The following is a 14005-nucleotide window of genomic DNA, read 5'->3' on the forward strand; positions in this document are numbered from 1 at the left end:
GGTTGATTCCAATGCTTCGTACGTATTTTATCATAGGAGCTCCAGGACCAAATACACCTTCGAATCGTAAAGGATGATTTACATATGTCTATAAGTGTTCTACTGGCCTATGCCGCGGCAATTACTCTATGGGCTTCTGCTTTTCCGGCTATACGCGTAGGATTGGAATCGTTTGAACCGTTACATTTATCCATGCTGCGCCTATTGATTGGTTCCACTGCCCTTGTGATTGCTGCCATAGCAACAAACATGAAACTGCCGGAACGAAAAGACCAGCCCGCCATTTTAATTCTTGGATTTCTGGGCTTTTCCGTCTATCACACGTTTCTTAGTATCGGAGAAGAGACAGTTAGTGCCGGAGCAGCAAGCTTCGTTGTATCGACCACGCCGCTCGTTTCCGCCCTGCTTGCCAGGTTTTTCTTAAAAGAAACCTTTGGTACATATGGATGGGCCGGCTCTATCACGGCATTATTCGGAGTGTTTCTTATCTCCTTCGATGCAGGGGAAGGTTTCAACTTGGAAATTATGGGGGTGCTTATGGTTTTAATAGCAGCCCTGGGGGAGAGTGTTTATTTTGTGCTGCAATCTAACTATCTGACGAAGTATGGGTTTATTCCATTTACAACGTACACCATTTGGGCCGGAACTCTCTTTATGCTGGTTTCCGTTCCCGGCACGGCGGAAGCGATTCATCAGGCTTCCATGGAAAGTTTACTCACCGTTATGTATCTCGGCCTGTTCCCGACCGTGATTCCTTACTTCGCCATAGCATACGCCACATCGAAACAGGGCGCATCGGAAGCCACCAGTTCCTTATATCTAACCCCTGTCTTAGCCATTATTATCTCATGGATATGGATAGGCGAAACCCCCACCCTTCTATCGATGGCAGGCGGGGTGGTTGTGTTAGCCGGCGTTTCACTGGCTGCTTTGTACAAAGAGAGAAACAAAAAATGATTCATCAATGATTCAAGCTTTATCTGAAGCAGCATGCTCATATTTCAGTTTTAATGTAGGTTGCTTTTTCTCTGCTTTGTTAGTTATCGTCGCTTCCACTCCGATTGGTGACCTATGTTGTGATAGAGTATTCTAACATTCACAGTCGACACCACTACCCTCGTTGGATGAGGCTGCTTCTGATAATCCTGACGTCGGGAAGTCGAGTGTTTTCCAAGCTGCCAACCCTCCATATAATTCCTTTGCATCAAATCCATTTTCAAGCAACAAGTCAGCAGCTTTGGAAGCAAGGGTACACCAAGTGTCCCAACAATATAGTACAATCATTTTATCCTTGGGAAGTTCCGACATTCTGTCTTGTAATTCGTTTAAAGGAATAACCTTGTTGCTACCTTCACTAACTCGTCCTTATACTCTTCCCATTCTCGGTGCTTCTGTATATGGTAACCACGCATCCATAAAGAAATCCATTTCTTTATTACTCATGCCACCCCAGATAATTGGCTGCGAAACATGATTTACTTCAACTGTGAAACCTTGTTCTTCTAAAATTTGTTTTGCAATTTGTGTTGGCGGTGCAGTACTTGTCCAAGGTGTTTGTCCAAAAACAATGGTTCCTTTATCTTCACTCGCTCCGTCACTTGTTTCTTCATTCGTTTCTTCATCCGATGAATCTTCTGATGTGCTGTTTTCTGTATCACCATTTGCATTATTTTCCTCTTCTCCATTACCACAAGCAGCAAGTATCAATAAAGTTAATGTAATAAATAGCATTAAGGTCTTTTTCATGATAAAAGTCTCCCTTTTTCGTTTAATTTATTAAATACCTCTCGCATATTTTCCGGAGTATATTGTAGTGAATTTAACTTATCTTCGCTATCTTGGTCATAGGAGCTTGCAGAAACTTACAAAATACGACAAAAACCGGGGCGTGCCAGGCACCTTCAAAAGGCACCTTCAAAGGGAGAAGAGTACAAAGACCACATGAGTAGCTATATGCGCAATCATCCCTGCCTCAAGACCTCTGCGCCAATAAAGCCAGCCATAGATAATACCACCAAACCCATTTAAAAAGATCATGCGAGCAAAAACAATGGGAGTCATGTCTGTAGCTGCGGCCGTTGCCGCGTAATGACCTAACCCAAAGAGCAGAGCAGATAGGATAATACCAATCCATACAATAACGGAGGTTGGTCGAGCTTGGCTGCGTTGAAAGACCTTCCACATGATAAAAACCACTAAAGTCATGACCCCAAAGCGAAGCATTAATTCTTCAGCAATCCCTCCATACAACAGCCGTGCAACGAGGTCGAAAAAATCAACCGTCGACTCAGCACCTGATATGTGCAGTTCTTCTGGAAGGAAGGGCTGAAGGAAAAAATCTACCGTTACAATGAAAACACCACTAATTCCCCCTAAAAGAGCGGAAATTATAAAGACAGCCCTTAATCGACTTAACAATGGCGTGCCATATCGATCTTTATCATAAATGAAAGAATAGAATCCAGTTCTCTCAGCTAAAAAGTGACCTATGAGCAGACCTACTATAATAAATAGCAGAGGGTTAAGGAGAGACAGCACAGCCATTATTTCAATGGGAAGCTTTAAAGGAACACCGAGCTCCTCCAGCTGCCGGGGAAGAATTTCAATTTGCATTGGCAGCAGGGAAAGAACGGCAATCACACCAACGAACAGAAAAAATACAAAAGAGCGCCATGGTTTTCTAGGGTGCTGCATGCTCTACCTCCTTATATGATCAAAGGCTTACAACATTAGGAGGGTTGGAATACCCGCTGCTGTCGCAATAATTCCAATTAATAAAAGCCATGCTGTCGGCCTCGCCAAATTTATCGTCCAGCCAACACCAAAACGTTTTTCCAAAAATAGCGCCGGGTCATTTGGATTAAAGTAAATTTGACCGAGCTTCCAATGGATGTCCTCCTCTCGATCCACAGATTCTCCTTGCTCTTCTCCCTCGATTTGAATCCGGCTTCCACCCTGACCTGTCGAAAATGATAAGACAAGCGCCGCAATTATAATAATTCCGCTGCATAGTAAGCTCACAATGGGAACCATATGTTGATTTGTCGGATAGAAATAGCTCCATTGCATTAATGAAAACATGATCGTTAATAGGATTGAAGTGAAGAGGAGAAAGAGAGACCACCTTCTCCGAAACAATGTGAGTTGTTGAAAGGACTTCTCAGGAGCCCCTGCATTCAGCTGCTGCTTGGACTTCGCAATCACCGTATTGATAAAGATAAAAAGCAGGATAAGATACGACTGCATGATCGGCAGGAAAAACGCCGTACGATAGCTTTTCTCAACAGCATTGGTTACTTCTCCCGCAAAATTTATTTTCATGGGCAGGACATTCGGCAGCCGGTCATAAAACAGCGCGGTAAGCAACGTGGTTAAAATCGCAATGGCAAAAGGAATACCATACCAAAGGTTAGAGTAGGTAAGCTTACGTGCATGAAAATCTGTGCGCACGACAACCTTCTGTGTCTTATCTTGTGCCCAATTTGATTCTTTTTTTATCCGCTTCATTTCGTTATGAAATTTCAAATAGACGCCAAAGGAAAGAGCGATTAAAAACAACATGAAGGCGGCAAACACCATACTTAAGGTTTCTTCATTGGCCGTCATCATCAAACCAGCCCAAAGGAAACCTCCTATTAAAATAACAGTAAGAAGAAGTATAGCACGGACATACCGCTTTCTGATTAGTTTCAGGGGTTCCGTATGATAAACCTTCTCAGGAATGGACACGCCAAAACTTTCCGTCCTGCGTGTTAAATACGGAATACATGCTAAGATAAGCGCAACCGGCAATGAGACTATTGATAAAACAGCAATGAGTGTATGGATTGTCATTTTTCATCCTCCCCTTCTCGAAATTCATCCAATACTTCTTGATATAAAGCGGCAATGGATTCATAAGACAGATCTTTACAAAGCCCTTCCGCTACAATCGGGCGCAGCGTCTGTTTCAGCGTTTCCTTATATTCACTATCTGCTTTTGGCACACCCTCCGGATGAATAACCACACCCTTTTGCCGATGAATCAGAATGTACCCTTCCTGTTTCAGGTGCTGATAGGCTTTATTCACTGTATGAAGGTTAATACCAATGTCTGACGCTAAGGAGCGAACAGACGGCAGTGGATCGTTCGGGCGCAGCTCTCTTTTAGCAATGCCGATAATGATTTGCTGTATAATTTGCGAATAAATCGCATCCTTTGATTCAAAATCAAGTGAAATGAGCAATGTAGATAACCTACTTTCTATTCGTTCTATCTGTTATATTTATAATATAACAGATAGTAAAAAGAGTCAATGATTTTATTTTATTAAAGAGCAGCAGCGCAAAGAACCAAACCATTTCCACTTTATCCGCTCGGACAACTCTATAGCCACTCCATTGCTTTCGAAAATGGTGTATAATGAAAAGCAGAATGTACAAGTGAAAACAGAATTTCTGCGTATGATGGTCCGCATGAATATATGAGGTTCGGCTGATATGAAGGAATACTGCAGGAAGGAGGTTTTTAATATGGGGCTGGCTTTAGAAATGGCAGGTATTTTACTGCCTGTTGTACTAGTAGGTGGAATTGTTTTATTTGTAGTTTTAAAAATGAAACATAAATATAATAAAGGCACTCTGGATAAGAAAAAATCAAAAAGCGCCCAACATTTATTAGATAGTTTAATACCGTTTGGAATGATGGCTGGTTGTATTGCTGCTTTACTCTTTAGCATGTTTTCCCGAATCTCTTTGCTATCTATAATTGCTTTGGGAGCCGGAATAGGATTATTATTTGGATATTTTGCTTATGAAATTTACAGCAAAAAGGAAGAAAAACATTCATAACAACTGTCTTCAAGAACTTGTTTGGAGAAGAGTCCGCAATTTCCAAGATCTAGACCTAAACGTGTCATTAACCGGGACGTGAAAGTCACTAAAAAGAAATCATCTTGCTTTTTATAACAGGAACAGGTATTCTATAAAGGAACAAACGTTCTTATAAAAGGAGGGTGTTATGACTGTCGATCACGATCGGTTATTTAAAGAAGTGTTAACCACCTATTTCGAAGAATTCATCCAATTATTTTTCCCGGAAGTACACGAAGCCGTTGACTTTTCCAACCTTCAGTTTTTAGCGGAAGAAGTCTTCAGTGATGTGACTCAGGGAGAAAAGTACAGAGTGGATATTCTGGCAAAAACGAGTCTGAAAGATGAAGAAACGCTCATCATCATCCACACAGAACCGCAGAGCTATCCCCAACCTGATTTCAATGAGCGCATGTTCCTCTACTATGGGCGATTATACGAAAAATACCGCTGCAACATCCTTCCGATAGCGCTTTTCACTTATGACCAGTATCGCAAAGAACCGGACCATTTCTCCATAGCATTTCCTTTTCACGACGTTCTTCATTTTCAATTCCTAATCATCCAGTTAAAACAGCAAAACTGGCGGAACTTTATCCGCTCCGACAACCCTTTAGCCGCTGCATTGCTTTCGAAAATGGGATATAATGAAAAGGAGAAAGTACAAGTAAAAAAAGAATTTCTGCGTATGATGGCTCACATGAAGATAGATCCTGCAAGATCCAACCTATTAACCGGTTTTTTTTTCGAGACTTATCCAACTCTTACTTCGTCGGAAGAAAAGAAATTGCGGGAAGAGGTGAAACGTATGGATGGAAGAGAAGGCGAAAAGGTGAGAGAGTTTATCGTATCTTACGAAAAAAAGGGCATGGAAAAGGCAAAAACGGAAATTGCTGAAGAAATGCTGAAAAAAGGCATAGACATCGAGACAATTTCTGAAGTAACCGGCCTCTCCACCGAGGAAGTGCTGCAATTAAATCCCCTATCCTAACAAAGATGGATGAAATCCCTGATAAAAAGGATTTCATCCATTTTTTATTTCCCCACCTATGTCAAATACGTAGAAAGAAAACGAAGCTGCTTTGATGGCACGGAAAAATGATCATGGTAGTTCCTCTTATTGAGTGTTTCCTATTGGACTTCTGCAAATTCCGATTGGGGTCCCTTTTTGGTTCAAGATTTTTTTCAGATTCACAATCGCGTTTCCTTGATAAACGTCTTCCATCATATCTTCTATGGATTCTCTTTCTTGTTCCGTCAGGACTTGATTCAGGTATAATTTTTGGAACCATTGACTGATTTCCACGGGATAAACATTGCCTGCAATGGAAGAAAGACGGTCAAAGCCATGGGTGATTTTCTCCGCCAGGTCCACCTCTCCCCCGGCATAAAAATGAAAATCGTTTCTATTGATACCTTTTCTTATGTGTTTCACTTTTTCCATATGGCCGGCTTCCTTTAAGCCGATCACTAATCCTATCTTACTTAATTGAATAATACTTTCTTCCGACAAATCAAATCCGGTTCTTTTCGGGTTGTTATATAAAATGGTTGGTTTATTACTAAGATGTATGAGTCTCTTGGTATACACGAGCGCTTCTTCCTGTGTCGGTATAACATAAGGCGGATACCCCAGCATCATACCTGATAATTTTGTATCACGGATCTTTTTGGCTAATTCCTCTGCCTCTTTCTGTCTGATGGAAGCCACCCCAAAAATGATTTCCATCTGATGCAGGAGTTCTTCTTCCTGTTCCAACCCGTCTATTAGTTCCATTTTCTCCCGAAGGTTTAAACTATGCTGTTCGCCGGTCGTTCCAGAAACAAGAACGGATCTGATTCCCTGGTTATACAAATCTCTGATATGGCTGATGGTCCCTTGAACATGTAAGGATTCATTTTTAAAAAAAGCGGTAGGCACAGCAATATGGACTTGTTCTGTCAGCATGTTGTTATCCCCTTTTCTGTTCATCTGTATTATTATGGCATGTTCAGGCCAACTCACTTCGTGCCATCAGCTGCTTTTCCACATCGGAAAACACATGATGCCGCCTGCAGATAAGATACAAGTCAATAAAACGATAAGATGACGGAATTGTCAGGTAATCGGAAATGTGAAAGCGGTCCGCTACATGTTTGGATACAATCGCGAGGCCCATGCCGATCGTTGAAAATTGGACGAGGGTTTCGAAATCGCTCACTTCCATAATTTCTCCCTGTTTCAGTCCGTAATTGGTGTAAATCTGATCCAGAGCGGAAAAATACAGGCACTGCCGGGATAACGTGATGACATCCCTGCCGTCGATATACTCATAAAAGTCGGTCTCCGGGGTAATATCTTTACCGATGATCACCATTTCCTCCAAGCCCGCTCTTTGATAGTGAACGTTTTTATGATGCCCGGCGCCGATCGTATACGCCAGATCTAGATGCCCCCTCGCCACTTCTTCCTCCAAATATTCCGTCGAACCGGTCCGAAAGGTGACCGAGAGATCCGGATACGAGCTGTACAGCGTCTCCAGGGCCCCCGAGAATACTGCTCCTCCAATCGATGGCATCGTGCCGATCCGGAGTTTCTCCCCGCTTCTTCCCATTTTCTCTTCCGTCTCCTCCCACAGCAGCAGCACCTTCCTGAACTGTTCATACAACCGCTCTCCCGCTTCCGTCAGCGTCACACCCCGGGCATGGCGGTGGAACAGTACCTCGTCGTAATACGTCTCGATCTTCTTTATTTTCGATGTCATATTGGACTGAAGATGGTTCAGCTCCGCAGCAGCCTCCGATATACTTCCCCGTTCCGCCGTCTTCACGAACGCCTCCATATTTTCAATATCCATGTTATCAATAAAAGTGATGGAGCTATCAACCATAGACATTTCTCCGGCTAATCTATTCTTATTATAATGGAGATACGGATGAATGAATAAGGAAAGGGAGACATCGATGTGGAAATATGTATTTTTAATGGTCATCAGCGTCATGTGGGGGACACAGTTCTTCTTTGCCGAACGTGTGCTGAATGACGTCACCCCTCTCACGTTAAGCGCCGCCCGGACGACGATCGGAGCGGTCACATTAACCGTGATCGCCGCCTTCATGAAAATCCCATCCCGGAAAAAAGAAAATCAGCCGCAGCGTACACCATGGCTGTTATACGTCTCCATTGCATTATTCGAAGCCGTTCTGCCGTTTTTCCTTGTCGCCTGGGGACAGGTGCGGGTGACGAGCAGTATTGCATCCATCATCATCGGCACCACGCCGATCTGGACGATCCTGCTTGTCCGCATCATCTCCCGGAAAAAATGGAGCTTCTCCCAGATCAGCGGTGTCCTTCTCGGATTTACCGGCATTGTCTTTGTCTTCCTGCCGTCGCTCAGCGCTGAGGCAGGGACAAGCGGCATCGCCGGTATATCCGCCCTTGTCGGGGCCGCGGTCTGCTACGCAGCAGCGCTTGTGCTCCTGCAGTACCTGCCCGCCGCCTCCGCCGTCACCGCCATGCGGAACGTGCTGTACATAGCCGCGGGCATCCTGATCCCGCTGATGTTTCTTATGGAAAACCCCGATTTCACGGCGCTGTCCGCCGGCGCCATCAGGGATCTCGTTATCATAGGAAGCGTGCAGACCGGCATGGTGTACTGGTTTTACAACCTCCTCGTTCACGCCGAAGGAGCCGTCTTCGCCTCCTTCTCCAACTACTTCATCCCACCCGTCGGCGTCCTGCTCGGCGCCGTTGTGCTGAATGAAAACCTATCGATCTACGTTATGCTAGGCCTCGGCATCATCCTAATATCTCTCCTTATCAGCCGGATGCCAAAAAACTAATTCGACAAAAACCGGGGCGTGACAGGCACCGGTTTTAATTCTCCCATTACAATAATAACCGTGGTAAAAAGTTGGAAAACTTATAAGATTCGGGGTATTATTATGTCAAAAACTATGAAAACGACACTTTACACTGTTATCATTCTAGTTCTCCTTTTCATCATCTTCGCTGTAATCGGTATCATGTCATTTATTAATGGCCTTGGTGATAAGGAAGAGAACGTTTCAAAAGCGCCAGCCCCTATAGTTCAAAATAATATAAATGAATAAACCATAGAAAAACGTACTTCAAAACAATAATACATGGGGGAAGGTCTAAAACATGGTGAAATACGTTTTACGGGATAAGGACGATCTTCCCGATTTCCCTGCATGTTTAAAATAGGTTTGAGCGTCTCGAGCTTCTTCTAGTGGATACGTGCGATCAATGAGATGTGCTTTAAGTAAAGGGTTCTGAAATCAAGCTCTGTCTTTTGGCCGCCTGCTGAACCAGAAGTACAAAATTCCCCTCCCTTTTTGAGTACTTGCAACGAAGTGGTAAACAAGGCATCACCGACGACATCCAGGACGGAATCAACAGGCACGCCGTTTACTTCGAGGATCTGTTCAGCAAGCTGGTTGGACTTATACGAGAGGACGTGAGCAGCTCCTAATTCTTTCATTTTATCCTCCAGATCCAGATCTCCGACAACCGCGATCACTTCAGCCCCGAATACATTGGCAGCAATGTGGACATTCAGAGAACCTACGCCGCCATTGGCACCGGTCACGACAATCGTTTCTTCTGGTTTTGCCTGGATTTGTTCCACCATGTGCCAGGCCGTCATGCCGCTTACAGAAAACGCAGCACTTTCGACCGGATCGGATAGAGGCATCTCATAACATAGGTCAGTCGGCCAAACGACATACTCTGCATATCCTCCATCGTATTCCGATCCGATAAAAGACATATCCTCTGAGATATGCTCAGATCCTTCCCTGCCGCTTGATGTGAATGGAAAAAGGACGACATCTTTTCTATCAGGCTTTCATCCACTTCATCTCCTATTTTCTCAATACAACCGGTGATGTCTGAACCGGGGATGCGGGGGAACTGCACACCTTCCGGCCGCCACCCTGACTGACCTCCGGATCCATAAGCTCCTTCCCGCATCCAGATTTCCGTATTATTGATCCCACAGGCCTTCACTTTAATAAGGACTTCATCCCTTTTCGGTTGCGGCGCTTTTCGTTCTACACACTCTAATTTGTCTACATCACCGTAACCTGTTACTTGTACAGCTTTCATGGATATCCTCCTTTTTCAGCAATGAAATAAAAGACGGAAAACAGCGGGAATTTCCCCCTGACTCCCCTGACTCTTTAAGATGCACAGTATCTTAAAAAAGATACCGTGCGGACTGACACATCAGGGTAGGTGCAGTCTCCTGATATACTCAATGTGAGTCCCTTCTAACATTTCCTCTACGAAAAGGTTTCCCAAACAGGCAGCAATTCATTATTATCACCAGCCCGAATCATCCACCATTTCGTCATAAGCTCATCTCCTTAAATCTTTGCAAGCTGTTAATAGATAACAAGTATATTATTTCACTGTTTCCACCTTTAAGTATTATCTCTATTATATATTACAATTAGCAGGAAGAAGAAGAGCTTCAAGAAATTAGTTGCTCTTATTCTTGGAAAGTACAATCGATCAAATAAAAATATTCAATTAAGTGTACACATAAGAAATCTCCGATAGAATGAAAAAGAGAGTAAACCAACTTAAAGAAAAATATCTCTAAGAAAGTAGTTTTCAAAACATGTATGGTCGTTTTACATTAACGTTACCTCTCCAGGAAATCGAGCGGCGATTTCATATCGATACGACGACAATTCAGGATTACCACCCTGCTTACAATATTGCCCCCGGGCAGGATATTGCAGCTGTTATTTCAGACGGCCGTTAGACAGCTTTTCCAAGTAGACCAAAGAAGATGGAAAGAAGCAGCCGTACCGCATTCACCTGTAGGATTAGAACGCGATGGGATCAGCCGGTAATAAATAACACAGAATAATTGAATATAGTAAAATGAAAGTATAAGAACAATTGTTTGTAACTCCATTATTGCCGGCATGCATTCGGTATCGTTTTATTCGGATCGTTATGCTGCTCAATACCTTTTGTTTACTTCTCCCCCGCACGACAAGCATCTGGTATCGGCGGTGAAAGCCATTCAATCATTAGAGAAACAAGAAGGAAAACCTTATTATTCATCTGTAAATGAAAGAATAAGAGGCAAATACCGTTCGTCCATATTCTTCATAGCAAAAGGAGGGCAACATGGAAATAAGGAGTATACCGAAAAAAGTGAATACAGCATTTATGAAAAGTCTGGCCTCGCAGTATCCTAATATAAATTTAGACTTTAAACGAGCCCTAGGGTATTCTATATATATTAAAAACCTTTCTACCTCACGGTGGATGATGGTTGATATAAAAGATGACCCTGATCAGATAACTCCTCATTTTCTCATTGTGATCAATGTCAAACCGGGAGATTTTGATGAAGACGGACTGAAACGTCTGCTGCAGCTCCCCTTGAACCAAAAGAATAATAATAAGCGTGAAACATCATTCTGATTTAATACCAACCGGGATGCAGTGCATCTTCAATTTTGTGGAAAAGATGGGCTGAGTTACGATTTTGAACAGAGGGATCTTTTAGAGTTCCTCGAATGATCGTATGTGTCGTTCAGTTCTCGATAACCTGTGCTTCTCAGTAGCTTTTGTTTTCACGGTGAGTGAAAAAGGACGTGAAAGACATGCCAACAATTAATTACGGAAAAACAGACATTCATTATTGTCATTACGTTCAAAATCGAAAAGATATTAAGATCAATGTAGATCTCGTAAACGGTGTCGTTGTTTATACTCCTGATGATATCGATCAAAATAAACTGGACCAGATACTCCTGCAGAAAGCACCCTGGATCACTCAAAAACTTGATGAACTGAATGAAGTAAATACCTCCATTGAACCAAAGGAGTTCGTCAGCGGTGAAAAACTTCCGTACCTGGGGCGCCATTACCGGCTGAAAGTATGGAAAGAACCTGTGCAGTACGCCTCTATCCAGTTAAAACAAGGGCGCTTCACTGCGGTAGTTCCACAGGGGTGGACCCAGGACCGTATTCAACAGGAGCTGGAACATAAATTAATAGAGTGGTATCGACAGTATGGACATAAAAAAGTGCTTGAGAGGGCGCACTATTACGAGACATTGTTGGGTGTGGAACCTCAATCTCTTCAATTAAGAACGCAATTTAAAAGATGGGGATCGTGTACACCAAAGGGTGATATTTATTTAAATTGGCGTATTGTGATGGCGCCGATCCATGTTGTCGATTATGTTATCGTTCATGAACTGGCTCACTTGATTGTACCTGAGCACAGTAAAAAGTTCTGGCATCTTGTTAAATCGATCCTGCCTGCTTATGAAACCTCCAAAGAATGGTTACGAGTTCATGGTGTTGAACTTCATAACATTGGCTGAAGCGATGAAAACAGCGGCATACCCTCTCATCTTGAGGATATGCCGCTTGAATTATTTATAATGGATTTCCCCAAGTTCCATCAGCTGCCTTGCCACATTTTCGACCTGGCTGTTTGGAATAGAACCGGCTCTGAGCTGTTTCTTAAGCTTTTTGCGCATCTCGCGTTTCACGTCATCCTTTTCCGTCCAATCAATCACAGCATGATCTTGGATGATTTCTGTCATGATTTCTGTTACGTCTTTAAGGCTTTCCTGCTCAAAATCATCCGGCAGGTGCTGCTCCAACAGTTGATAGAAAGGGAGCTGTCTTGCTTCTTCCAGGCCGTAAGATTGACTTTCCTGTTCCATATTAATCATTTCTTCACGCATCTTCCGGTATTCTTCCAGCAGTTCTTCGATTGTTAACTGGCGCACTCTGCGCTGTTCGATCAACTCTTCCAAACGCTCTTTTAACGATGTGTACTTCACAGGGTTTTCGTCCAACTTTACGCGGATTTCATTCTTAATGGCATGTTCCATTTCAGCGGCTTTTGCTTCAGGTTCTTTCAGTTCATCCAGCTTCTCTTCAAACTTGTTCGTCAAGATGTTCACGGGCTCAAATAAGACTTCCGGCGTGGAAGCATACACGTACTCCTCGATTAATTCACGGACCTTCCCGCCGCAGTCTGAAATGTCCATTGTTCCGTCATCCACATGATAACGGGATTTCGCAAGCTTATGAATCTTTCCCAGCCATTTTACATCCTCCACATAGGGCTTTGCTTTCGGACTCGGCATAATCATGTCCATGCTTTCCGAGAACTTCTTGAACGCCGTGTCGAATTTATTCCGGACATCTTCCGGTTCAAGCACTTGCAAACAAACTTCAAGGTTTTCCCTACTGATATAGTCAAAGAACCGCATAGCCTGCCGGTGACGTGTTTCTAATTTTGGCATTTCTTCGTCTACGTGCTGCATCGCGCCTCTGATATCTTCTTCGTGAAAAATCCCCAAAGCCTCTTCCAAAAATTGCGACACGCCGTAATAATCGACAATCAAACCGTGGGTCTTCTTATCATATGTCCGGTTTGTTCTGGCAATGGCCTGCAGCAGATTATGTTCTTTTAACGGCTTATCCAAATACATGACCTGCTCAATAGGGGCATCAAAGCCGGTTAACAGTTTATCACATACGATTAAGAAAGCCAGAGGATCTTCATCCAGCGGCTTTTTGAAACGGTGGATAAGCTCCTTTTCCTCTGTACGCGACAGGCTGTACTGCTTCATTTCATCCACGTCGTTATGACCGCTTGAAATAATGACAGCTGATTCATAATCACTGAGTTCATCCAGCAGCTTCTTATATTCAACAGCCGCTTCACGCGAGATAGAGACAATCTAAATTTAGAATAAAAAGTGGACACCTTCTTAATGGACATGGCATGATAAAACCAACAAGGAGGGTTCCCCCATGGGTGAACAGCGTCAACAGTATAGCGAAGCTTTTAAAAAGGACACGGTCCGTTATGTCCAGCAGCACAAACAACAGAAAAACATCACCGACATTGCCGAGGACTTACAGATTCCTCGAAGCGCGTTGTATGAATGGATGAAGCAATACCGCGAATTTGACGACGAACCGGTTGTCGACCACCAACACGTCAAAGACCTGGAACGCCAGTTGAAAGCCAAAGAAAAGGAACTGGCGGATAAAGAAGAAGAATTGGCGATTTTAAAAAAGACGGTGCACATCTTCAGCAACCCAAATCCGTAAGGTTTAGTTTCATCGAAAACCACCGCTCCGAGTTTTCGGTGA

19 protein-coding genes are annotated in these 14005 nt (G+C 43.3%); 9 read left to right on the plus strand and 10 right to left on the minus strand.

Features of this window, described 5'->3' with window-relative positions; genetic code table 11:
- Nucleotides 1–84 precede the first annotated feature (84 nt).
- A complete protein-coding gene (locus G475_RS25430; protein WP_035711580.1) occupies nt 85–957 on the plus strand; it encodes a DMT family transporter in 873 nt (290 codons plus the stop codon).
- Between the two features lie 132 nt (nt 958–1089).
- Here G475_RS25430 and G475_RS28080 read toward each other — a convergent pair whose 3' ends face one another.
- From G475_RS28080 to G475_RS0116740, 5 genes are all read right to left on the minus strand, one after another.
- Nucleotides 1090–1308 carry a rhodanese-like domain-containing protein gene (locus tag G475_RS28080; protein WP_084414171.1) on the minus strand — a complete coding sequence of 73 codons (219 nt, stop codon included), beginning with the start codon at nt 1306–1308 and terminating at the stop codon, nt 1090–1092.
- Nucleotides 1309–1365: 57 nt separating this feature from the next.
- Nucleotides 1366–1746, minus strand: coding sequence for a glycine betaine ABC transporter substrate-binding protein (locus tag G475_RS0116725; RefSeq protein WP_026702256.1), 381 nt, complete (start codon nt 1744–1746; stop codon nt 1366–1368).
- Between the two features lie 168 nt (nt 1747–1914).
- Entirely contained in the window at nt 1915–2694 is a 780-nt protein-coding gene (locus G475_RS0116730) for a CPBP family intramembrane glutamic endopeptidase (RefSeq protein ID WP_026702257.1), read from the minus strand.
- Between the two features lie 27 nt (nt 2695–2721).
- Nucleotides 2722–3834 carry a DUF1648 domain-containing protein gene (locus G475_RS0116735; RefSeq protein WP_051302632.1) on the minus strand — a complete coding sequence of 371 codons (1113 nt, stop codon included), beginning with the start codon at nt 3832–3834 and terminating at the stop codon, nt 2722–2724.
- A complete protein-coding gene (locus G475_RS0116740) occupies nt 3831–4226 on the minus strand; it encodes a GntR family transcriptional regulator (RefSeq protein WP_026702259.1) in 396 nt (131 codons plus the stop codon). Before G475_RS0116740 ends, G475_RS0116735 begins: the two co-directional genes overlap by 4 nt.
- A gap of 286 nt (nt 4227–4512) precedes the next feature.
- Between G475_RS0116740 and G475_RS0116745 the strand changes: the two genes are divergently transcribed.
- Nucleotides 4513–4830, plus strand: coding sequence for a hypothetical protein (locus G475_RS0116745; protein ID WP_026702260.1), 318 nt, complete (start codon nt 4513–4515; stop codon nt 4828–4830).
- A gap of 169 nt (nt 4831–4999) precedes the next feature.
- Nucleotides 5000–5842 carry an Rpn family recombination-promoting nuclease/putative transposase gene (locus tag G475_RS0116750; RefSeq protein ID WP_026702261.1) on the plus strand — a complete coding sequence of 281 codons (843 nt, stop codon included), beginning with the start codon at nt 5000–5002 and terminating at the stop codon, nt 5840–5842.
- A 126-nt stretch (nt 5843–5968) separates the two neighbouring features.
- Here G475_RS0116750 and G475_RS0116755 read toward each other — a convergent pair whose 3' ends face one another.
- On the minus strand, nt 5969–6799 hold the full coding sequence (locus tag G475_RS0116755) for a dihydrodipicolinate synthase family protein (RefSeq protein ID WP_026702262.1): 831 nt from the start codon (nt 6797–6799) through the stop codon (nt 5969–5971).
- Between the two features lie 43 nt (nt 6800–6842).
- Nucleotides 6843–7721 (minus strand): LysR family transcriptional regulator, encoded by an 879-nt coding sequence (locus G475_RS0116760; protein WP_233275803.1) that lies wholly within the window; start codon nt 7719–7721, stop codon nt 6843–6845.
- A 73-nt stretch (nt 7722–7794) separates the two neighbouring features.
- Between G475_RS0116760 and G475_RS0116765 the strand changes: the two genes are divergently transcribed.
- Nucleotides 7795–8673 (plus strand): DMT family transporter, encoded by an 879-nt coding sequence (locus G475_RS0116765; RefSeq protein ID WP_026702264.1) that lies wholly within the window; start codon nt 7795–7797, stop codon nt 8671–8673.
- 60 nt (nt 8674–8733) lie between these two features.
- Nucleotides 8734–8943: a hypothetical protein gene (locus G475_RS28085; protein ID WP_407636213.1), complete on the plus strand. Its 210-nt coding sequence runs from the start codon at nt 8734–8736 to the stop codon at nt 8941–8943.
- A gap of 137 nt (nt 8944–9080) precedes the next feature.
- Here the strand turns inward: G475_RS28085 and G475_RS28090 are convergent, their stop codons facing one another.
- A complete protein-coding gene (locus tag G475_RS28090) occupies nt 9081–9500 on the minus strand; it encodes a zinc-binding dehydrogenase (protein WP_407636210.1) in 420 nt (139 codons plus the stop codon).
- Between the two features lie 5 nt (nt 9501–9505).
- Nucleotides 9506–9961 (minus strand): alcohol dehydrogenase catalytic domain-containing protein, encoded by a 456-nt coding sequence (locus G475_RS28095; RefSeq protein ID WP_407636211.1) that lies wholly within the window; start codon nt 9959–9961, stop codon nt 9506–9508.
- A 517-nt stretch (nt 9962–10478) separates the two neighbouring features.
- Between G475_RS28095 and G475_RS27340 the strand changes: the two genes are divergently transcribed.
- The 3 genes from G475_RS27340 (at nt 10479) to G475_RS0116790 (ending at nt 12210) form a co-directional block, all read left to right on the plus strand.
- Nucleotides 10479–10625: an SOS response-associated peptidase family protein gene (locus G475_RS27340; RefSeq protein WP_156911766.1), complete on the plus strand. Its 147-nt coding sequence runs from the start codon at nt 10479–10481 to the stop codon at nt 10623–10625.
- A 374-nt stretch (nt 10626–10999) separates the two neighbouring features.
- Nucleotides 11000–11299 carry a hypothetical protein gene (locus G475_RS0116785; RefSeq protein WP_026702265.1) on the plus strand — a complete coding sequence of 100 codons (300 nt, stop codon included), beginning with the start codon at nt 11000–11002 and terminating at the stop codon, nt 11297–11299.
- A gap of 182 nt (nt 11300–11481) precedes the next feature.
- Nucleotides 11482–12210, plus strand: a complete 729-nt coding sequence (locus G475_RS0116790) for a M48 family metallopeptidase (RefSeq protein ID WP_026702266.1) — start codon at nt 11482–11484, stop codon at nt 12208–12210.
- A gap of 51 nt (nt 12211–12261) precedes the next feature.
- Here G475_RS0116790 and G475_RS25440 read toward each other — a convergent pair whose 3' ends face one another.
- Nucleotides 12262–13587 carry a type I restriction enzyme endonuclease domain-containing protein gene (locus tag G475_RS25440; protein ID WP_407636214.1) on the minus strand — a complete coding sequence of 442 codons (1326 nt, stop codon included), beginning with the start codon at nt 13585–13587 and terminating at the stop codon, nt 12262–12264.
- 73 nt (nt 13588–13660) lie between these two features.
- On the opposite strand from G475_RS25440, the gene G475_RS0116800 reads away from it, so the two are divergent.
- A complete protein-coding gene (locus tag G475_RS0116800) occupies nt 13661–13963 on the plus strand; it encodes a transposase (RefSeq protein ID WP_026702267.1) in 303 nt (100 codons plus the stop codon).
- The last annotated feature ends 42 nt before the right edge of the window (nt 13964–14005 follow it).

The organism is Salibacterium aidingense DSM 18341, from assembly GCF_000429685.1.
Taxonomy (GTDB): Bacteria; Bacillota; Bacilli; order Bacillales; family Marinococcaceae; genus Salibacterium; species Salibacterium aidingense.